This is a genomic window from Deinococcus aetherius, assembly GCF_025997855.1.
GTDB lineage: Bacteria > Deinococcota > Deinococci > Deinococcales > Deinococcaceae > Deinococcus > Deinococcus aetherius.
Map to the genome: position 1 here is coordinate 2,396,065 of NZ_AP026560.1, position 19,715 is coordinate 2,415,779.

The 19,715-nt window shown below is 69.4% G+C and carries 17 protein-coding genes, 2 tRNA genes and 1 other RNA gene; 11 read left to right on the plus strand and 9 right to left on the minus strand.

Annotated features, from left to right (window positions below; translation table 11 throughout):
- Nucleotides 1–825, plus strand: a complete 825-nt coding sequence (locus tag DAETH_RS12185; protein ID WP_264775159.1) for a DUF2785 domain-containing protein — start codon at nt 1–3, stop codon at nt 823–825.
- Here DAETH_RS12185 and dusA read toward each other — a convergent pair.
- Both dusA and DAETH_RS12195 read right to left on the minus strand, forming a co-directional pair.
- Nucleotides 813–1,838 (minus strand): tRNA dihydrouridine(20/20a) synthase DusA, encoded by a 1,026-nt coding sequence (dusA, locus tag DAETH_RS12190; protein WP_264775160.1) that lies wholly within the window; start codon nt 1,836–1,838, stop codon nt 813–815. The two genes, DAETH_RS12185 and dusA, sit on opposite strands and share 13 nt — an antisense overlap.
- 715 nt (nt 1,839–2,553) lie before the next feature.
- Nucleotides 2,554–3,804: a glucose-1-phosphate adenylyltransferase family protein gene (locus tag DAETH_RS12195; RefSeq protein ID WP_264775161.1), complete on the minus strand. Its 1,251-nt coding sequence runs from the start codon at nt 3,802–3,804 to the stop codon at nt 2,554–2,556.
- An 89-nt stretch (nt 3,805–3,893) separates the two neighbouring features.
- On the opposite strand from DAETH_RS12195, the gene DAETH_RS12200 reads away from it, so the two are divergent.
- A complete protein-coding gene (locus tag DAETH_RS12200) occupies nt 3,894–4,313 on the plus strand; it encodes an NUDIX hydrolase N-terminal domain-containing protein (RefSeq protein WP_264775162.1) in 420 nt (139 codons plus the stop codon).
- Between the two features lie 82 nt (nt 4,314–4,395).
- A complete protein-coding gene (locus DAETH_RS12205; protein WP_264775163.1) occupies nt 4,396–4,647 on the plus strand; it encodes a hypothetical protein in 252 nt (83 codons plus the stop codon).
- Between the two features lie 26 nt (nt 4,648–4,673).
- On the opposite strand, the gene DAETH_RS12210 is transcribed toward DAETH_RS12205, so the two are convergent.
- From DAETH_RS12210 to topA, 4 genes are all read right to left on the minus strand, one after another.
- Nucleotides 4,674–5,015, minus strand: coding sequence for a hypothetical protein (locus tag DAETH_RS12210; RefSeq protein WP_264775164.1), 342 nt, complete (start codon nt 5,013–5,015; stop codon nt 4,674–4,676).
- 160 nt (nt 5,016–5,175) lie between these two features.
- Nucleotides 5,176–6,342, minus strand: a complete 1,167-nt coding sequence (gene mqnC / locus DAETH_RS12215; RefSeq protein ID WP_264775165.1) for a cyclic dehypoxanthinyl futalosine synthase — start codon at nt 6,340–6,342, stop codon at nt 5,176–5,178.
- Nucleotides 6,343–6,393: 51 nt separating this feature from the next.
- Complete coding sequence (locus DAETH_RS12220; protein WP_264775166.1) at nt 6,394–6,729, minus strand: hypothetical protein; 336 nt, start codon at nt 6,727–6,729, stop codon at nt 6,394–6,396.
- Nucleotide 6,730: 1 nt separating this feature from the next.
- Nucleotides 6,731–9,706: a type I DNA topoisomerase gene (gene topA / locus DAETH_RS12225; protein ID WP_264775167.1), complete on the minus strand. Its 2,976-nt coding sequence runs from the start codon at nt 9,704–9,706 to the stop codon at nt 6,731–6,733.
- Between the two features lie 134 nt (nt 9,707–9,840).
- Between topA and DAETH_RS12230 the strand changes: the two genes are divergently transcribed.
- Entirely contained in the window at nt 9,841–10,413 is a 573-nt protein-coding gene (locus tag DAETH_RS12230; protein WP_264775168.1) for a YdcF family protein, read from the plus strand.
- A 417-nt stretch (nt 10,414–10,830) separates the two neighbouring features.
- Here the strand turns inward: DAETH_RS12230 and murJ are convergent, their stop codons facing one another.
- A complete protein-coding gene (gene murJ, locus DAETH_RS12235; RefSeq protein ID WP_264775169.1) occupies nt 10,831–12,408 on the minus strand; it encodes a murein biosynthesis integral membrane protein MurJ in 1,578 nt (525 codons plus the stop codon).
- A 96-nt stretch (nt 12,409–12,504) separates the two neighbouring features.
- Here murJ and DAETH_RS12240 point away from each other — a divergent pair.
- A tRNA-Ser gene (locus tag DAETH_RS12240) sits at nt 12,505–12,594 on the plus strand.
- 55 nt (nt 12,595–12,649) lie between these two features.
- Here the strand turns inward: DAETH_RS12240 and DAETH_RS12245 are convergent.
- Nucleotides 12,650–13,417, minus strand: coding sequence for an SDR family NAD(P)-dependent oxidoreductase (locus DAETH_RS12245; RefSeq protein ID WP_264775170.1), 768 nt, complete (start codon nt 13,415–13,417; stop codon nt 12,650–12,652).
- 263 nt (nt 13,418–13,680) lie between these two features.
- Here DAETH_RS12245 and hflX point away from each other — a divergent pair, with 263 nt between their 5' ends.
- The 6 genes from hflX to DAETH_RS12275 all read left to right on the plus strand — a co-directional run bounded on the left by hflX (nt 13,681) and on the right by DAETH_RS12275 (nt 18,668).
- Complete coding sequence (gene hflX, locus DAETH_RS12250; protein WP_264775171.1) at nt 13,681–15,390, plus strand: GTPase HflX; 1,710 nt, start codon at nt 13,681–13,683, stop codon at nt 15,388–15,390.
- 56 nt (nt 15,391–15,446) lie between these two features.
- A complete protein-coding gene (locus tag DAETH_RS12255; RefSeq protein ID WP_264775172.1) occupies nt 15,447–16,361 on the plus strand; it encodes an endonuclease/exonuclease/phosphatase family protein in 915 nt (304 codons plus the stop codon).
- A gap of 53 nt (nt 16,362–16,414) precedes the next feature.
- On the plus strand, nt 16,415–17,359 hold the full coding sequence (locus DAETH_RS12260) for a diacylglycerol/lipid kinase family protein (protein WP_264775173.1): 945 nt from the start codon (nt 16,415–16,417) through the stop codon (nt 17,357–17,359).
- Between the two features lie 4 nt (nt 17,360–17,363).
- Nucleotides 17,364–18,095: a PHP-associated domain-containing protein gene (locus DAETH_RS12265; RefSeq protein WP_264775174.1), complete on the plus strand. Its 732-nt coding sequence runs from the start codon at nt 17,364–17,366 to the stop codon at nt 18,093–18,095.
- A gap of 94 nt (nt 18,096–18,189) precedes the next feature.
- Nucleotides 18,190–18,537, plus strand: a transfer-messenger RNA (tmRNA) gene (gene ssrA / locus DAETH_RS12270).
- Nucleotides 18,538–18,582: 45 nt separating this feature from the next.
- Nucleotides 18,583–18,668 (plus strand) — tRNA-Leu (locus DAETH_RS12275).
- A gap of 139 nt (nt 18,669–18,807) precedes the next feature.
- On the opposite strand, the gene DAETH_RS12280 is transcribed toward DAETH_RS12275, so the two are convergent.
- Nucleotides 18,808–19,467, minus strand: coding sequence for a hypothetical protein (locus tag DAETH_RS12280; protein WP_264775175.1), 660 nt, complete (start codon nt 19,465–19,467; stop codon nt 18,808–18,810).
- Nucleotides 19,468–19,715 lie beyond the last annotated feature (248 nt).

A 19,715-nucleotide genomic window follows, 5' to 3' on the forward strand; every position in this document is an offset into this window, starting at 1 on the left:
GTGAACTGGGCGGAGGTGGCGGCGCGGGGGTACGCGGTGCCGGAAGGGCTGCACCCGCCGGACGCGCTGGGCGAACTGCTGGGGATGCTCGGCAGCGAGGACCCGGAGGTGCGGGACAGGCAGGCGTACTCGACGCTGGCGCACTGGACACGGGCGGGACACTTCGATTCCGTCCTGAGAGAACTGGGAGACGCGACGGCCTTCGGGCTGAGTCACGAGAGCGTTCTCGTCCGTTCGTTTTCAGCTCTCGTGCTGGGGGAGGCCATTCGGCGGGATCGGCTGACCTCCCTGCTTCCCGGGGAGACCGTTGCCGTCTGGCGGGACAGGTGGACGCGCTGGTATCCACATGAACTCGACGTGCGTTCCTTCGAGGAAGGGGTCGGCTGGGTCCACGCCGTCGCGCACGGAGCGGACACGGCGCGGGAGGTAGCGAGTCATCCCCGGACCGAGCGCGCGGAGCTTCGCGGCCTCCTCGACACCCTCACGAAACGCCTGCGCTCCCTGCCCCTGCACCTCAACCAGACCGAGGACGACCGTCTCGCCCTGGCCATGCTCGCCGTTCTCGCCCGCGAGGAGTACGAACCCGGAGATGTGCGGGGATGGTTAGCCGACTACCGGACCCTCTGGACACCCCTCTCGTTCCCGCTTTCACCCGGAGCCGCCCTCGCCCTCCGAACCCTCCACAGCCTCCACACCCTGCTCCACCTGGGCGCAACGGTGGACGGCGTAACTCTCCGCCCGGCCTACCCGGAGGCAACGCTCGCCGCCGTGCAGGACATCTTACGCAGCGTCCACCCGTACTCCGGTGAAGGTCAGACCGTCTGAGCCTCCCCCACCCCGGGCCGCGCGTTCAGCACGCTCTCCGGCACTCCCGCCAGCGCCTCCCGCACGACCTCCAACCCCGCGCCGGGGCGGTGGCCCTGCTCGCTCAGCGTCCGCTTCCAGTGGCGGGCGCCGGGCTGCCCCGCGAACAAGCCGAGAGCGTGGCGCATCACGCGGTTCAGGGGCTGCCCCGCCTCCAACTGCCCGGCGACGTAGGGGAGGAAGGCCTCGACGACCTCCTGCCGGGTGGGGGGCGTCACGTCCTCCCCGAACATGTCCCGGTCGGCGGTGGCGAGGAGGTAGGGGTCCTGGTACGCTGCCCGCCCGATCATCACGCCGTCCGCCCAGGCGAGGTGGTCACGTGCGGCTTCGAGGGTCAACACGCCGCCGTTTAGCACGACCGTCAGGCTCGGGAAGTCCCCTTTCAATTGCCGCACGACCTCGTACCTCAGGGGGGGAATCTCCCGGTTCTCCTTCGGCGACAGGCCCGAGAGCCACGCCTTGCGCGCGTGGACGATAAAGGTCTCGCAGCCTGCTCCGGCAACCGTGGAGACGAAGCGGGTCAGGTGCTCATAGCTGTCGAGGTCGTCGATGCCGATGCGGTGCTTCACGGTGACGGGGAGGGCGGTCGCGCCGTGCATGGCCTCGACGCAACGGGCCACCACGTCCGGCGTGCCCATCAGGCAGGCGCCGAACGAGCCGTTCTGCACCCGGTCGCTGGGACAGCCGCAGTTCAGATTCACCTCGTCGTACCCCCAATCCTCGGCCATTCGGGCGCACTGGGCGAGCGCGGCGGGGTCGGAGCCGCCGAGTTGCAGCGCCACCGGGTGCTCGGCCTCCCCGAATCCCAGGTGCCGCTCCCGGTCGCCGTGCAGGATCGCGCCCGTCGTGACCATCTCCGTATAGAGCAGGGTGTGCCGGGTCAGGGTGCGGTGGAAGGCGCGGCAGTGCCGGTCGGTCCAGTCCATCATCGGGGCGACCGACAGGGTGTGCGGGTGGCGGGGGGCGGCGCTCATGGATAATCAGTGTACGAGCACGTCGCAGGAGCGATTCGTACCCATGTCACGGCCCCGTTGATAGTTGAGGGTTGGTCTCAACGAACTTCCTATAAATGCCCTACCGTGTTAACACGGCACCGGCCAACAACCAGCTTCCCGACAAGAAGAGGAAAACTCCCGATGCCAAGACCGCAAGAGGAATGAGCAGAGCGGAGACGACGAGCGAGTCCATTCCCTGCGCCGAAAACAGTTGAGTGAATGCCAGGAGAAGGGCCGAGCCACCTGGCCGAGCCACCTGTAAGAACACTGGCCCCCGCAGCCAGTGCAAAACCCACTCCCAGAATGCTGGTAGACCCACGGCGCTTCGTGCGTTTCCAAAACACCTCTGCGGTGACAAAAGCCAGAACCAGCCCGGGGACGACGAGCACAGCCAGGAGGTACAACGGATTCAGGAAGGAGCGGCTGTCTTCCTGCCTGACCGCAAGCTGCCACCCAGGCCACTTCCGTCTCCCCAAAACGAAGATCAGGACTGCGGTCCACGCCCAACTCAGGAGCCCGGTTGACACTCCCAGGACGCCGCCCCACAGTGCACCGAACACGGGGCTCGCATGGTTCGGCACGTCTTCACCTTAAAGAGGCTGCATTGGGCAGATGACCCGCCGAGTCGGTTCAGCCACCCCCAGATATCAGGCACACCGGACGCGAGGTCGCCCAACGGCCACTCCTGTTCAGATCACTTCCCCGCCGTGTCGTCTCCCTCGGGCGGACGTGCGGTCTCCCCTTCCCGCCCGGCCCGCACCGTCACGCGCGGCTCGACGACGAGCCCGCCGCCCACCCTCGCCCCAGCCTCCACCGTCGCGCGGGCGCCGATGACGCTCAGGTCGCCCCCCTCCGCACCGACCTGGGCCCCCTCGCCGACGGTCGCGTGCAGGTCGACGATGGTGCGGGTGACCCTCGCCCCCGCACGCACGACCGCGCCTGCCTGGACGATGCTGTCGCGCACGACCGCGCCGTGTTCGACGACGGCGTTGGGGCCGACCACGCTGCCCACCACCTCGCCTGCGATGACGGCCCCGCCGCAGACGAGGGCGTGGTCGAGGCGGGCCGTGCCCTCGACCCGGGTGGGCGGGCGGGCGATGGAGGACGTGATGAAGGGCCAGTCCTCGGTGTCGAGGGGGAATCCCCGGCCGTCCAGAAAGTCGCGGTGCGCCCCGTGGTAGGCGCTCAGGGTGCCCACGTCCATCCAGTAGCCGCCCAGCGGGTGCGCGTAGGCGTCCCCCCGCGCGACGAGGGCGGGCAGCAACTCCTCGCCGTAGTCCCCCAGGTCGCCCTGCCGACCCAGTTCCTCCAGCGTGTCGAGGAGGACCTGGGCGTCGTAGGCGAAGATTTCGGCGGTCACCGTCCCTCCCAGCGGCTCGTCGGGCTTGTAGGCGAACCGCTCGACCCGGCCGTCCTCCCCCGTCACCACGTTGCCGAAGCGGGTGGCCTGCCCCAGCTCGACCTCGGTGGTGGCCATCGTGACGCTCGCCCGGTGCCCCACGTGGGCGCGGATCAGGTCCGAGTAGTCGAACCTGTAGATGTGGTCGGCGCTCAGGACCAGGACCACGTTGGGGCCGAACTCGCGGATCAGGGGGAGGTGCTGGGCGAGGGCGTGGGCGTTGCCCTGGGCGAACTCGCCGTCCTCGTTCCCGGGGCTGGAGAAGGGCGGCATGACCACCAGGCCGCCGCGCGTGCGGTCGAGGTCCCAGGGTCGCCCGCCCGAGAGATGGTCGTTCAGCCCGTGCGGAAGGTACTGCTCGACCACCCACACGTCCTGCACGCCGCTGTGCACGAGGTTCGACAGGGTGAAGTCGATCAGGCGGTAGGTCCCCAGGAAGGGCACGGCGGGCTTGGCCCGCTCGGTCGTCAGCGGCGCGAGACGGCTGCCCTTGCCCCCCGCGAGGACGATGGCGAGGACCTTCTGACCGGCAATGCGCGTGCTCATCGCTCCAGAGTGTGTGGGGAGAAACGTCCAGGGCCGTGAGGGACCCCTGCATACCGCTTCATGAGCAGGGCGAGGGTCAAAATGGCCGGGTGACCCATCCCCACCTCATCGCCGACGAGCTGCGCGCCCTGGCCCTGCTGGGCCTCACCTACGTCCGGGACCCGTACGACCTCGACCGCTACCGCCGCGTGCTGGCGCTGAGCGCCGAGTTGGCGGCACAGGACAGCCCCGCCCGTCTGGGTGAGGTCAAGGGTGCGTATCTGGAGGCGCGAGGGGTGGGGTGGCACGGCTGGGACGCCCTGCCCGAGTTGCACCCCGGACACGCGGCCTCGCTGCGAATCGCGCGGGCGGCGCTGGACTCGGGCACGCCCTATTTCGACCCCGAGCCCGCCCGCGAGTGGCACGAGCAGGCCCGGCCCGGCGGCACGACGCCCCAACGTAGGTCACTTCGCGTCAGGCTCGTGCGTCTGCTCATGCAGGCGAGTTTCCGGGCGCTGCTCCGGGGCTAGCGCCCTGTGATGCCCGTCCCTCCCTGAACGCCTCATCATTTAGGCCGATGCGGGCCTCACCCCCGTTTTCTAGGCTGGAGGCATGAACACGAGTCGGCACTTCAGCGACACGCGGACGGCAGAGGGGCGCGTGCGCTTCCTGCTCTCGGCGGGCGGGGTGCGCCTGATCGCCGAGGGCCCCGGCTGGCACCACGACAGTCTCCACGCCACGCTGGAGGACGCCGCGACCTTCCTCGCGGTGGTGCCCTTCCTCGGCCAGGACCTGTACGAGCAGGCGATAGGCGACCTCGAACGGCGGGCCCGGGTGGACGAACAGGTGGACGGGGCGGCCTGAGGCCCGGGCAGCCGGTCGTTCCCCCACTATCCCACGAACCAGAAGATCAGCCGCGCGGGCCGTCCGGCGTCCTCCAGCGTCCGGGCGAAGGCGTGCCAGGCCGTGAGCTGGGCCCGCTCGTTCGGCTCCGCCACCGCCGCGAGCCGGGCGACCTCCTCCGTGGTCAACACCGTGCGACCGCTTACCCGGCGGTCCTCCATCAGCAGGTCCCCCCGCACGGTCACGCTGACATCGGGTTGGTGGCCCCGGTCCCCCAGCCCCGCCGAGTCGAGCAGCGCCCGCAGGTCACGGGCCGAGCGCACCAGAAAGCGTGCCTCCGCCTGCCAGACCTTTCCGTCCAGGGCCTCGCAGATCACGAACGCGAGCAAAGGCCCTCCCCGAACACGGACGACACTCCTCTGGCCGGGTCTTCTCCTCCGTCCATCAGCGGGAGGAAACGCCCGGTCAACCCACAGCACATGCACCTATTGTTAACTACTTCACCTTAAAGGTAAAGGCTGGGCGGGGAACTGCCCGGCTTGTTCCACCCTACCCCGCCGCCCCCACGGCCCGCTCCGCCTCCGGGTTCGCCTCCGCGCGGTTGAGCAGGGCGTCCGCGTCCGGCCAGTCGATGATCTGGAAGCGGCTGTTGCGGACGGCGGGGGTGTAGCCCGCGTCCACGGCGACGCGGACGAGTTCGCGCACCGTCGCGCTGTGCCGCCCGTGCCCGCCCGCCGCCGAGACCACGTTCTCCTCCAGCATGGTGCTCCCCAGGTCGTTCGCCCCGTAGTACAGCGACGCCTGCGCCACCTTGAACCCCTGCGCGGGCCACGACGCCTGGATGTTGGGCACGTTGTCGAGGGCGATGCGGGCCACCGCGAGCTGCTGGAGGTACTCGTGGGCCGTCGCGCCGGGCGCCTTGCCGTGCAGCCGCGTGTGCTCGGTCTGGAGGGTCCACATGGCGAAACCGGAAAAGCCGTTGCCGCCGTGGAGCGCATTTGCCCGGTCCTGCTGCTCCCGAATCTTGAGGAGGTGGGCCGCGCGCTGGGCGTACGTCTCCCCGAAGCCGATCACCATCGTCGAGATCGTGTACAGCCCCTTGCGCTGCGCCGCGTCGATGATGCGGAACCAGTCGTCCGAGCGGATGCGCGCGGGGGCCGCCTTCGCCCGCACCTCGTCCTCCAGGATCTCGCCGCCCGCGCCCGGCAGCCCGTCGAGCCCCGCCTCGATCAGCGTGTCGAGGAGCGCGTCGAGGCTCAGCCCGAAGGTCTTCTCCATGAAGAGGACTTCCTCGGGCGAGAAGGCGTCGATGCGGATAGTGGGGTGGTGCGCCTTGACGTGCTTCAGGAGGCCCGTGTAGTAAGCAAGCCCTAGCTCGGGATTCACGCCGCCCTGAAGGAGGATGCGGGTGCCGCCGACCGCCTCCAGGTCCCGAATTTTAGCGCTGATCTCCTCGTAATCCAGGGTGTAGCTGTCCTTCTGGCGACGGGTGCGGTAGAAGGCGCAGAAGTTGCAGCCCACGTTGCAGACGTTGGTGTAGTTGATATTTCGGTCGATCAGGAAGGTCACCACGTCGGGGTCGCGCCGCTCCAGACGCAGCCCGTGGGCGACGGCGGCCACCTCGGGCAGCGGGAGGTGGTACAACGCCTCGATCTCGGCGGCGTTCAGGCGCTCGCCGGAGGCGGCCTTCTGGAGGGGCTCGGTGCCGGAGGTCATGGGGTCACGCTAGCACCGGGAGGGGGCGGCAAGCGTCCCGTGGGACGCGATTCAGGGAGAACGGCCCATCTCCCCGTCCGGCGCGAGGAGGAGCACCGTCCCCTCCCGCACGGGCAGCGCCGTCCAGGGCTCCCCCGGCGTGACCCGGTAGCTCTCGGCGGGGCGCAGGCGGACGAACTCCCGCTCCGGCAGGTCGAGGATGGCCTCACCCGTCAGGCAGGTCAGCCAGCCCGCAGCACTCGGGCCGTCCACCTTGCCCCCCAGAGCGAGCACGCGCAGGAGGCCGCCCGGCAACGCCACCCACTCCCCCGGCGTGCCCTGCGCCAGCCGCGCGAGGTGCAGGGTCTGGGGCGGGGGCCTGCGCCGGAGGGGCGGGCGTCCTGGCAAGCTACTCCCCGCGCGCCGCCTGGTTGAGCTTCTTGCTCGCCTGGAGCGCCATCCCCTTCGCCTTCTTCACGTCGAGGCCGAGGGTGGGGGCGACCTCCTCCACCTTGCGCCCCTGGTCGCGGGTGGCGGTCACCAGAGCGCGTTCCTGCTCGCTCAGCACGCCGAGATGCGGCTTGAGGTCGGCCCAGGTGAGGGCGGCCTTGGCGGGAGTGGCGGGGGCCTTGGGGGCAGTCTTGGTTCGCGCGGGGGTCGCCTTGGCGGCGGGTTTCCTCGCGCTCGTCTTGCTCGCCGGGGCTTTGCGGGCAGGAGTCTTCGCGGCCACCGTTCGGGTCACCGTGCTCCCCCGGGCGGTGGTCTTCGTGGCGCCCGTCTTCGCCTTCGTCCCGCTGGCCTTCGCGGCTCCTGTCTTGCGGCCCGGCTTCCCCGCCTTGCTCTTGGGCTCCTTGCCGCGCTCCTCCAGGATTTCCAGGGCGCGCTCAGCGGTAAGGGTGCCTTCCTCTTCCCCCTTGCGCAGGGTCGCGTTGCGCTCGCCGTCCGTCAGGTAAGGCCCGTAGCGGCCCGACTTGAGCTGGATGGGGGCGCGGCCCTCGTATTCGAAGCTCTTCAAGGGACCGGCGGCGGCACCCCTCGCCCGGAAGCGCGGCTGCATGAAGAGGGCCTCGGCCTCGGGGAGCGTGACCGTGAACAGTTGCTCGTGCGTGGCGAGGCTGCGGCTGTCGTTCCCGCGCTTGAGATACGGCCCGAACTTGCCGTTCTGCGCCCAGATTTCTTCACCCTCGGAGACGCCCACGAGGCGGGGAAGGCTCAGGAGGCGCAGAGCCCGCTCCAGGGGGATCGTCTTGAGGTCGTCACTCGGGAAGAGGCTCGCCGAGCGGATGGGCGGATTGCCGTCCCCGAGCGTCACGTAAGGTCCATAACGCCCCGCACGAGCAACGACAGGGTGTCCGGTCGCCTCGTCCGTCCCGATCACCCGGTCTCCGGTCGGGCGGCTCATCAGCTCGGCGGCCGCATCAAAGGTCAGCTCGTCCGGCGCGAGGTCGTCGGGGAGGTTCACCTTCTCCTCGCCCCGCTGCATGTAGGGCCCGTAGCGACCCACCCGCACCTCGATGCCGCTGCCGTCGAGTTTGGGCACGTGGATGGTGGCGATGCCCCGCGCGTCGATCTCGCCCATCTTGGAGTCGATCAGGGGGCGCAGGGCCACTCCCTCCCCGTTCTCACCGAGGTAGAAGCGCCGCAGGTACGGCACCCGCTGCGCCCGCCCGCCCGCGATGTCGTCGAGGTCTTCCTCCATCCGGGCTGTGAAGTCGTAGTCCACCAGCCGCCCGAAGTGGTGCTCCAGCAGGGCAGATGTGGCAAAGGCCGTCCAAGTGGGAACAAGCGCCTGCCCCTTCTTGATGGCGTAGCCTCGCTCCTGAATGGTGCCGAGAATACTCGCGTAGGTGGAGGGGCGACCGATTCCGGCTCCCTCCAGCGCCTGCACCAGCGAAGCCTCGGTGTAGCGGGCGGGCGGCTGGGTCTCGTGGCCCTCCGGCTTGACCGACTCGGCGTGAACGCGGTCGCCCTCCTTCAGCGGGGGCAGGGGCGTCTCGCGGTCCTCCAGCGCGGCGTTCGGGTCGTCGCGGCCCTCGACGTAGGCGCGCAGGAAGCCGGGGAAGTCGATGGTGCGGCCCGACGCACTCAGGCCCACCTCCTCCCCGCCCGTCGCTTTCCCCGTGAGGCGCACCCGCAGGCTGCGGCCCCGCGCGTCCGCCATCTGGGAGGCCACCGTGCGCTTCCAGATCAGGTCGTACAGCCGCCACTCGTCGCCGCTCAGCTCGCCGCGCAGGGACTCGGGCGTGCGGAAGCTCGACCCGGCGGGACGGATCGCCTCGTGCGCTTCCTGGGCGTTCTTCGCCTTCTTGGCGTACACGCGCGGCTGGGGGCTGAGGTACGGCTGGCCGTACATCGCCTTGACCTGCGTGCGGGCGGCATTGATCGCCTCCTGCGAGAGGTTGGTCGAGTCCGTCCGCATGTAGGTGATGTAGCCCTGCTCGTAGAGCCGCTGCGCCGCGCGCATGGTGCGGGTGGCGGCGAAGCCCAGCTTGCGGCTCCCCTCCTGCTGGAGGGTGGAGGTGATGAAGGGCGCGTAGGGCCGCTGGGTGAAGGGCTTCTCCTCGGCACTCGTGACGGTGAGCGTCTGCCCGGTCAGGCCGTCGGCAAGCGCCTTGGCCGCCGCCTCGTCCAGCAGCCGAACCTCGGTCCCCTTCTTCACCTTGCCGGTGAGGGGGTCAAAGTCCTTGCCCGTCGCCAGCCGCACGCCGTCCACGTCGGTCAGGCGGGCGGGGAAGGTCTCGCCGTCCCTCGTCGCCGCCGTCACGAGCAGGTCCCACCACGTCCCGCTGACGAAGCGCATCCGCTCGCGCTCACGCTCGACGAGCATCCGGGTCGCCACCGACTGCACCCGGCCAGCAGAGAGCTTGGGGGCGACCTTCTTCCACAGCACCGGGCTGACCTCGTAGCCGTAGAGGCGGTCGAGCGCCCGGCGGGCCTCCTGCGCCTCGACGAGGTTGGTGTCGATCTGGCGGGGGTGCTCGATGGCGTGCTGGATGGCGTCCCTGGTGATCTCGTGGAAGACCATCCGCTTGACGGGCACCTTGGGCCGCAGTTCCTGGTAGAGGTGCCAGGCGATGCTCTCGCCCTCGCGGTCGTCGTCGGTCGCCAGGATGATCTCGTCGGCCTCGGAGGCGAGCTTTTTCAGGCGGGCGACGTGCTGCCGCTTCTCGGGCGAGACGACGTAGAGGGGCTTGAAGTTGTCCTCCACGTCGAGACCGAGCCGGGCCCACGCCTTGCCCTTGTACTTCTCGGGAACGTCGGCGGCGCTCCTCGGCAGGTCGCGGATGTGCCCGATGGAGGACTCCACCGCGTACCCCCTGCCGAGGTACTTCTCGATGGTTTTGGCCTTGGCGGGCGACTCGACGATCACGAGGGTTCTGGACATAGCGAGGGCTCCCCTGAAAACTTGCGCGGAGCGTAGCACACCCCCCTCCAGGGTACGGGGCGACATGTCACGGAAGTCTTCTGACCCAGTCTTTTCCCACCCAGCCGCCTTTTTCCCGTGCTACGCTCGCCGCAATGCGCGCCACGGGCTCAGGTCTCCCCCTGCTGCCGCTCGCCCTCGTCGGCCTGCTGGCCATGGCCTTCCTGCTGGCGCCCGGCGCGCGTGTGTCCCCTGCCCGGCCCCCCCACCCCGTCCTCGTGGTCCTCGGCGCCGCCCAGTACGCGGGGAGGCCCAGCCCCGCCTTCCAGCGGCGGCTCGACCACGCCCTGAGCCTCTATCGAACGGGGGGCATCCGGACCATCGTCGTCACTGGAGGCCGCAGGCCCGGCGACCCCCACACCGAGGGCGAGGTCGGCGTGACCTACCTGCACGGCCACGGCGTCCCCTCCGCCGCCCTCCTCGCCGAGACGCGCAGCCGCACGACGGTCGAAAACCTCCGCAATGCCCGCGCGTACCTGCCCCCTCACACCCCCGTCACCCTGGTCACCGACGAGGCCCACGCGCCGCGCGCCCTGGCCCTCGCGCACGCCCTTGGATTGACGGCCAACGCGAGCCCGAGCCCTCTGGGCGAACGACCGGATCGCCGCTACCTGTTGAGGGAGAAGCTGGCACTGATGGCGTACTCGTTGCTGGGGGTCGGGAAGTAGAGGTGGGGCTGTGGGAACGGCAGGGGCGTAAGGCGGGGCAGGGGCGGTGGAGTGGGTCATACGCCCCCTCTCCTGCGGAGCTTTACAAGTCCCGGCCTCTCGCGGTGCGAGCTGTGCCAGTCCCCCACAAGGGGGGAGGAGTAAAAAGAGCGGGAGCCTTTGCGTTGTTTGAAACGTTACTCTGGACGCCGAACAGGTGAAAGTGAACGGACGCCCTGAGCCCACGACCACGTCGGCTCGCGCAGCGAGACGGTGGGCACGCAGACGGGAGGCGACAAGATCAAACATTCCGTTCAGAAGAACGCGTCCACCCACGTTGCCCGTGTGCCCTTGCCCAGCGCAGCGCCACTCCCCCCTGCCCCCGGCGGGGGTAGGGGGGCTGGGGGGGTGGGGGCAACGTCTTCCAACCTAACCGCCCTACCGCCTCAACCGCCGCAACACCCCCGCCACCTCCGGCATCCCGAGCGCCAACGCCCCGGCCAGATACACCCCCAGCCCCACCCCACCCGCGACCGCCAGCCCAATCACGCCCGGCACGACGAACCCCGGCGCGGGCATCAGCCGCGAGACGAGCCACGCGACAAGGCCCGCGACGAGGGCGAGCGGCACCACCCGGATCAGGTGCGAGGCGACGGCCCGGGTGGGAAAGCCCAGGGCGCGGCGGTACAGCAGGGCGAGCGCTGTGCCGATGATCAACCCGCTGATGGTGGTGCTCAATCCGAAACCCAGCAGCCCGAAGGTAGGCACGAAGACCCGGTACAGGGCGACTTCCAGCACGAAGCCGAGGGCACTGACCGTCACGGCCTCGCGCGCCCGCTCGCGGGCGTAGAAGGTCCGCAGCAGCAGGGTGACGACCGCCCAGGGCACGAGCGCGAGCGCCCACCCCCGCAGGATCAGGGTCCCGGCGACGAAGCGCGTCAGGTCGAAATCCGGTCGCAGGTTGAAGATGCTGACAGCATAGGGAGCGAGCGCGACGAGCAGCGCGCTCATCGGGGCGGCGAGGAAGGTGGTGGTGCGGATCGCCTGCACGGTGAGCGTGCGGAACTCCAGCCAGTTCTTCTCGGCGGCGTGCTGCGAGAAGCGCGGGAAGAGGGCCAGGGCGGGCGAGACCACGAAGAGGCCGTTGACGGTGGTGAAGAGCGTCTCGGCGTAGAAGTAGCCCGACTGGGTGCCCGCCGGAAACAGTTGCGCGTTGCTGAGCAGGCGCGTGACGTACAGGTTCAGGAACTGCCGCGCCCCCGCCGTCAGGGTGAAGGGGGCCATCTGCCGCAGCACGCGCCCGAGCGCCGGGTGACCACGCAGGGCGGGGGTGGGCAGCAGCCCGAAACGCCGCAGGGCCGGAAGCTGCACGACGAGTTGCGCGACCCCGCCGATCAGCCACCCGAAGGCGAGCCACGTCGCCGTGTCCGGGAGCAACAGCAGCGCGGCGATGCCCGCGAGGTTGAAGGCGACCGGGGCGAAGCTGCTCTCCCGGAAATGCTCGTCGGCGTTCAGGAGCCCCATCGCCACCGACGCGAGACTGATCAGCATCAGGAAGGGCATGACGAGTTGCGTCATGTAGACCGCCAGCGCCCGGTCCACGTTGGGCGACCCGGCGAGCAGCAGGTCCACGATGAACGGCGCCGCCAGGATGCCCAGCGCCATCAGCATCAGGTTGACCGCGATGAGGACCCCGCTGAAGGCCGAGGCGAGCGCCCGGCGCCCCGCGTCGTCCAGCGTCTTGTACACCGGGATGAAGGAATTGACGAGCGCACCCTCGGCCAGCAGTTCCCGCAACAGGTTCGGCACCTTCACGGCCACCAGGAAGGCGTCGAGCAGGGTGTTGCCGAAGAGCGCCATCACCTGCGTCCGCACGATCCCCGAGAGGCGCGAGCCCAACGTTCCCGCCATGATGATCAGGGTGTTCACCCGCAGGGAGCGGCGTGGGGCCAGGGCGGGCGAGGCGGGCCCCTGCGGCGGGAGGTTGGGGTCGGGCGCGGCGGGCGGAACGGTCACGCGGTCAACTGTAGCGCCTCCCCCCTCCCCAACCCCCGGGCGGGCGTGCTATATTCGCTGACGCCCACCGGTTCCCAGCCGGGAGCAACCACACGCGGAGAGGTGCCAGAGTGGTTGAATGGGTCGGTCTCGAAAACCGAAGTAGTCGCAAGGCTACCGTGGGTTCGAATCCCACCCTCTTCGCCAAAGCAAGTCGAGCCGCCCCCAACTCCAGGTCGGGGGCGGCGGCTTGTTTTCTCCCTCAGACCTGTTCGGTCGGGCGCACCAGCAGCTCGTTGATCGCCATGTGGCGGGGTCGGGTCACGATATAGGTGATGGCGTCGGCGATATCGTCTGCCTGCAAGCGTTCGATGTTACCGAAGCGCTGCCGCATCGCGCCCATCACCTCGGGGCGGAGGTGGGTGGCGAGTTCGGTCTCCACCGCCCCCGGCTCGACCGCCGAGACGCGCAGGTGCCGCCCGGCCACCTCCTGACGCAGCGCCTCGGAAAAGGCCGTCACGCCGAACTTGGTGAGGTTGTACACCGCGCTCCCCGCCCGCGCGACCCGCCCCGCCACCGAGGAGACGTTCACGAGGTCGGCGACCCGGCGCGGCTCCCCGTCCGCCGCGCGCAGCAGGTGGGGCAGGGCCGCGTGGGCGACGTACAAGAACCCCTGGACATTGAGGCTCACCATGCGCTCCCATTCCTCCAGGGGCGCCTCCTCGGCAGGGCCGAGCAACATCACCCCCGCGTTGTTGACCACGGTGTCGAGGCGGCCCAGTTCCCGCACGGTGCGCTCGACCGCCTCCGTCGCGGCGGCGCGGTCGGTCACGTCCGCCTCCAGGACCAGCGCACGTCCGCCGCTCCCCTGGACCTCCTCGGCCAGAGCCTCCAGCCGGTCGGCCCGCCGCGCCACCAGAGCGACCACCGCCCCCTGCCGGGCCAGATGTAGAGCGGTGGCCTCGCCGATGCCGCTGCTGGCCCCGGTGACGAGGGCGACGGTGCCGTTCAGGGGGAGTGGGTTCGTCATGGGTACAGTCTGCACCCGGTGGGACCCGGGCTGCCCTACGCCACCCGGCGGATGCCCGGACGCCACCCGGCTGCTAGGCTGAGCGTACTGTGATCAACTTTCTTAAGTAAGCCCACACCTTTTCTGCGCGGATTCGGCTAAGATAGGAGCAATGCCAGGACGCTTCTCTCCCTTGCCGCGCGGACCTTATCCGGGTGGCCTGGCCTGCGTATCGCTCCTCTCTTCTCACAAACACCAGAAGGAAGTGACTCCCTATCGATAAAGTGCATGGCAACACCTCGGGCCTGCGCCCGGCCCAACTGAAGTCCCTCGGGAACCTCTACCGCCGCCGCATCGAGCCGGGGCGGGTGGGGTCGCCCGAACTGGCGCGCAACCTCGCCGAACTCTCCGACGACGTGCGGCGAGAGGTCAGCGTCCTCATTGATCGTCGGGGACGCGTCATCAGCGTCTCGGTGGCGGACGCGAAGGGCGCCGAACTGCCCGACCTCCGCCTCGGCGAGAACCGGCTGGCGGGCTTCCACCTGCTGCACACGCACCCGCGCGGCGGGGGGCTCAGCAAGGGCGACCTCTCCACTCTCTTCCTCAAGCGGCTCGACGCCGTGAGCGCCATCGAGGTGCGGGACGAGGGGCAGCCCGGCCTCGTCCACACCGCGCACCTCACCCCGCCCGGAACGGTGGGCGAGGAGGAGGACTGGCGCATCCTCGACCCGGTGCCCAGCTTCCAGATCGACAGCTTCGACCTCGGCGCGCAGGTCTCGGCGCTGGAGGAAGAAATGGCCCGCGCCGTGCGCACCCGCGAGGCGAAGAAGGACCACGAACGCGCCATCCTCGTTCAGATCGACCAGGGCGAGTTCGACGCGGAGGAGCGGCTGGAGGAACTCTCGGAACTCGCGCGCACGGCGGGGGCGGAGGTCGTCCACAAGGAACTCGTGTACCGCCGCAACCTCAAGCCGGGCACGCTCGTCGGCGCCGGGAAGCTCGAGGAACTGACGAGCCGGGCGTACCATCTCGACGCGGACCTCCTAATCTTCGGGCAGGAACTCGGCCCGGCCCAGGCGCGGGAAATCGAGGCGGCGACCGGGCTCAAGATTCTCGACCGCACGCAACTGATCCTCGACATCTTCGCCCTGCACGCGCAGGGGGTGGAGTCGCGGCTTCAGGTCGAACTCGCGCAGCTCCGGTACATGAAGCCCCGGCTGCTCGGCGCGGGCGCCCAGCTCTCGCGCATCGGTGGGTCGGCGGGCAGCGCGGCGGGCGGCTCCATCGGCACGCGCGGCCCCGGTGAGACGAAGCTGGAGCTCGACCGCCGCCGCATCAACGACCGCATCTCCTTCCTGGAGAAGCAGCTCGAAAGCGTCGCCGTCCGCCGTGAGGAGCGCCGCAAGGGCCGCGCGCGGAACGACATCCCGGTGGTCTCCATCGTCGGCTACACGAACGCGGGCAAGTCCACGCTGCTCAACGCCTTCACCCACGCCGCCGAGGAGCCGCGCCGGGTGCTCGCCGAGAACAAGCTCTTCGCCACCCTGCGCCCGACGAGCCGCCAGGGGTTCGTCGTGGGCGTGGGCCCGGTGGTCCTCACCGACACGGTGGGCTTCATCCGCGACCTGCCCAAGGACCTCAGCCGCGCCTTCCGCGCCACGCTGGAGGAGATCGGCGACGCCGACGTGCTCCTGCATGTGGTGGACGCGGCGAGCCCCGGCGCCGACACCCGCTTCGAGGCGGTGAACCGGATTCTGGAAGACCTGGGTTTCCGCGATATGCCCACCGTCGTCGCGCTGAACAAGGCCGACGCCGCCGACCCGGAGGCGCTGGACCGCGAGCGCGAGCGGCTGGGCGGGGTGCCCGTCAGCGCCTTGCGGGACATTGGCCTCACCGAACTCAAGGACGCCCTCGCCGACGCGGTGGGGCAGGTGCAGCGCCAGGAACTCGCCCAGCGCGAGGAGGCGCAGGTGCGGGCGGCGGAGTACCGCTGAAACCTCCAACTTGAGAAGGACGACGCCTCTCGCCCCCGGGTGAGAGGCTTCTTCTTATGCGGCTCGCGTGGGCATACCTCTTGACCGTCGCCTCGGCGTGGCTCCTCGGGGAGTTCGTGGGGGAGTGGACGGTGCCCACCCTCCTGCTCGCCTACCTCCCGGCGGTGGTTTGGGTGCTGCCCGCGCCCCTCGTGCTGGCCTGGACGCTGTGGGGGGGACGGGGCGTGGGCGTGGTGCTGGCAGGAACCCTCCTCGCGCTGGGCGGGGCCGGGTTCCTCCACTGGCGGCCCCATCAAGGCGGCACGCTCCGGGTCGTGACCTACAACGTGACGCGGGGAACACTGGGCACGCCGGATCAGATTGCGGCGGCGCTGCGCCCGGCGGACGCGGACGTGATCCTGTTGCAGGAGACGAACTTCCTCCCGCCCGGGTACGGGAGGACACTCCTGAACGCGCTGCCGGGCTACCACGTCCGCGCCGGGCACGAGGTCATGACGCTCACCCGCCTGCCGTTGGTGTCTGGCCGCAACCACCCCATTCCCGGCAGCCGGCGCACGGTGCTGGAGACGACCGTGCGCTGGCGTGGGCAGGACCTGCGGATCATGAACGCCCACCTGAACACTGTCCTGGTGTCCAGTCTCCTGAGGCGCGACGGGGACGCCCTGCGGCGCACGAACCGGGCGCGGGTGGGGCAGGTGGACCTGCTGTGCCGCGTCGCGGCGGACGGCTCCGGCCCGCTGCTCGTGGGCGGCGACCTCAACACGCCCGGGCGGGGGCGGTTGTACCGGCGGTTGCGGGCGTGCGTCGGCCCGGACGCCCACGGGGTCGCCGGACGCGGCCCGGGCTGGACCTTCCCCGGCCTCTTCCTCCGTATCGATCACCTGATGGCGCGCGGCCTGACCCCCACCCGCGCCCGCGTCCTGCCCGGCACGGGGAGCGACCACCGCCCGCTGCTCGTCGAGTACCCCTGACCTCCCCCACCGCCTGCTGTCGCGCTTACTGCATGATGGGCTACAGTCTTCCCATGACCCTCGACTCTCCGGCCGCCCCCCAGGTGCCGGGCGCGGACGTGACCGACGCGACGCTGATCTTCAACGCGAGGGCGGGCGGCAGCGCGAATGCCAGCCCCGACCTCCTCGTGGAGGCGCTCTACGGGCTCGGCTACCGGCCCGTCTACCGGGCGACGGACGACGAGGCGGACCTCGCGGCGGCGCTGGCGGATGTCCGGGGCACCGTGTTCGTGGCGGGTGGGGACGGCACGGTGCGCGCGGCGGCCCTGCACCTCGCCGGGCGGTCGGGCGTACGGCTCGGCATCCTGCCGATGGGGACGGCGAACAACATCGGTCGGACGCTGGGCATCGAGGGCGCCCCCCTGGACGTGCTGGCCCGGTACGAGCACGCCCGGACCGTGCCGCTCGACCTCGGGCGGGTGACGGCGCCCTGGGGCGAGGACTTCTTCGTGGAGGCGTGCGGTTGCGGCGCCTTCGCCGACGTGCTCGCCAAGTACGACCCGGAGGAGGGCAAGAGCCCGCTGCGGGCCGTGCAGGCGCTCGCCTCCACCCTGCGCGGTTTCGAGCCGCCGCCCCTGGCCCTCACGCTCGACGGGCGGGCGCAACCGGAGGCCGCCTGCGCCCTGGTGGAGGTGATGAACATGAAGGCGACGGGCCCGCGCCTACGTCTCGCCACCACCGCCGACCCCACCGACGGGCGGCTGAACGTGATCCGGGTGGACGGGGAGCAACTCGATGGTCTGCTCACCTACCTCGCGGCGCTGGCGCGAGACGAGTTCGAGGCGTTGCCCAGCGTCCTGAGCGACGAGGCGCGGGCGGTCGGGGTTCCCTACGTCGGGCAGGCCTTCCATGTGGACGGCGAGGTCCGGGCCGCGCAGCCGGGCGTGACGGGGACCGTCTGCATTGAGGTCTGGCCGGGTGCCCTCCAGGTGCTCGTGCCGCCAGACAAGGAGGGCTAGGCACATGCCCGTCCTGATCAACAACGTGGTCTTCCGTGACGGCGTGCAGGTCATGCGCGTGGACCTCCACACCCACACCGAGGTCAGCCACGACTGCCGCACCCCGCTGCGCAGCGTCCCCGCCTGGATGCTGCGCACGAACACCCGCGCCCTCGCCGTCACCGACCACGACCAGCAGCGCGGCGGCCCCGAACTCGCCCGCATCGTCGCGGATATGGGCCTGGACGACCGCCTCAGCATCATCCCCGGCGAGGAGGTCACCACCAGCGAGGGCGAGCTGATCGGCCTGTTCCTGCAAGAACGTATTCCGCCGAAACTCACCCCCGAGGAAACTGCCCGCGAGATCAAGGCGCAGGGCGGCCTGGTGATGCTACAGCACGGCTTCGACCCCCTCAAACGCTACCGCCTGAGGCCCGAGGCGACGGCGCGCATTGCCCATCAGGTGGACATCGTGGAGACTTTCAACTCCCGCCTCTCGCGCCACCACTGGAACCACGTGGCCGCCGCCTGGGCCCGGGAGCGCGGCCTGCCGGAGTGCGCCGGGAGCGACGCCCACACCCTGCGCGACATCGGGGAGGCGTGGGTGGAGACGCCCTTCCGGGTCATCCGCACGCCCGAGAGCCTGATCGCCGCCCTGCGCGAGGGCGTGGTGGCCGGACGTTGGACCCACCCCGTCTACGCCTACGGGCGCAAGCAGTGGCGCACGCTGAACGGGCGGTTCAGGCAGGAGAGGTGAGGCTGCGGGGAGGCCGTCCGGCCCTGCCGGATGAGGAAAGATCGTGAGAAGGTTCAGGATGCTTTTCGCCCCGTTCTGCTACACTCTTTGGGCTGGGGGTGACCCGGTTTCGACAGGGGAACCGAAGGTGATGTTGCGTGTCGAGGTGCCGTTGGCCTCGTAAACAAACGGCAAAGCCATTAACTGGCAACCAGAACATCGCTCTCGCTGCTTAAGTGAGACAGTGACCGCCTAGCCCGGCCTTTGGCGCGGCGCGAACTGAACCAAAAGAAGGCTAGCCCCGGTGAGGTTCCATAACCGAAGGCGAAAACAAATGGAAATACGGTGACGCGAAGCCCGCCCGCTGGCGGCGCGTCACCCGACAACCAAAGAGCGGGATACACACGTAGACGCACGCTGGAAGGACCTTTGGACGGCGGTTCGACTCCGCCCACCTCCACCACCTGCCCCGCCATCCCGGCGGGGTTTTTCTCTATACTCCCCCCGGGCCGGGATGGCGGAATCGGTAGACGCATCCGACTTAAAATCGGCCGGGCCTAGCCCTTGCGGGTTCAAGTCCCGCTCTCGGCACCAGCACAAGTCCGTCTATGGCGGACTTTTTTCCTTCTCCCCGGGAATCTTTGGCAGATTGAGAGCGCGACGGAACCAGGGATGAGCCCCGTCCTCCTCCAAACTAAATACCCCGGGTGATGGGGAGCAGACGAGGGACGAGTCAATCGCCAAACAGCAGGGCCAGTTGAGTCCTGGGGTACTCCAGGAAGTCCCGGATGTAGATCAGCAGGCCCTTCACCAGGACAATCTCGCCCAGCATCTCCAGTGTCTCTTGGCTGTTGGTGAGGAGAAGACCCGAGAGCCCGAGTTCCCCCATGACCTTGCGGTTCACGGCCTCCACGTACTCCAGGCCTACGGCGCCACCCACGAACAGGAGGAACGAGAGGGCCAGATATCTCCTGACGGCACTCGGCAGACTCTTGAAGAAACGGAAGAACGACCAGACGAACCAGAGCACCGCCAGCGTGCCCGGAATAACCCAAGCGTACACACCCGCGACGTGAAAGGGGCTGTCCAGAAAACTCCCCAGGGTTTCGTGAAACATCAGCAGTTCATCTCCGCCCATCAGGATCAGGATGAAGCCGAGCAGGCGCCACGACCCGGCGCTGGACGCTGTGGAGCCCGCACGAGCACCCACCCGCGCGATCAGCAGGCTCAGGCAGCCCCCCAGCAGGAGGAGGCCCGTGGAGAAGAACGTCGGGATATTGGCCTCCGCGTCCAGGTCAAAGGCGTGGTGCAGCCATCCCCCGCCGGGAAAGTTGGGAACGTGAGCGTCGAAGAAGTCGAGGAACACGCTGAGCAAGGCCAGGACGAGGGTCACTCTGAACAGCAAAGAGGTAAACCTCTTGATGGATATGTTCAGCCGACCTTCAAGGTTGTCTGTCGTTCCTGAAACCTGAATGAAGACATTGTCTCCTCGAAGGGTCCCCCGAACCTGAGTTTCTCCTGTGTTGATCATGGTTTCCTTTCAAAGGTCGTACTCGACAGACCCGTTGAGGGGCTGCCCAACTCCAGCGGAGTGGTTCACAATGCTCATGCTTTTTGAGAAGTATTGCACACAATGGGCGC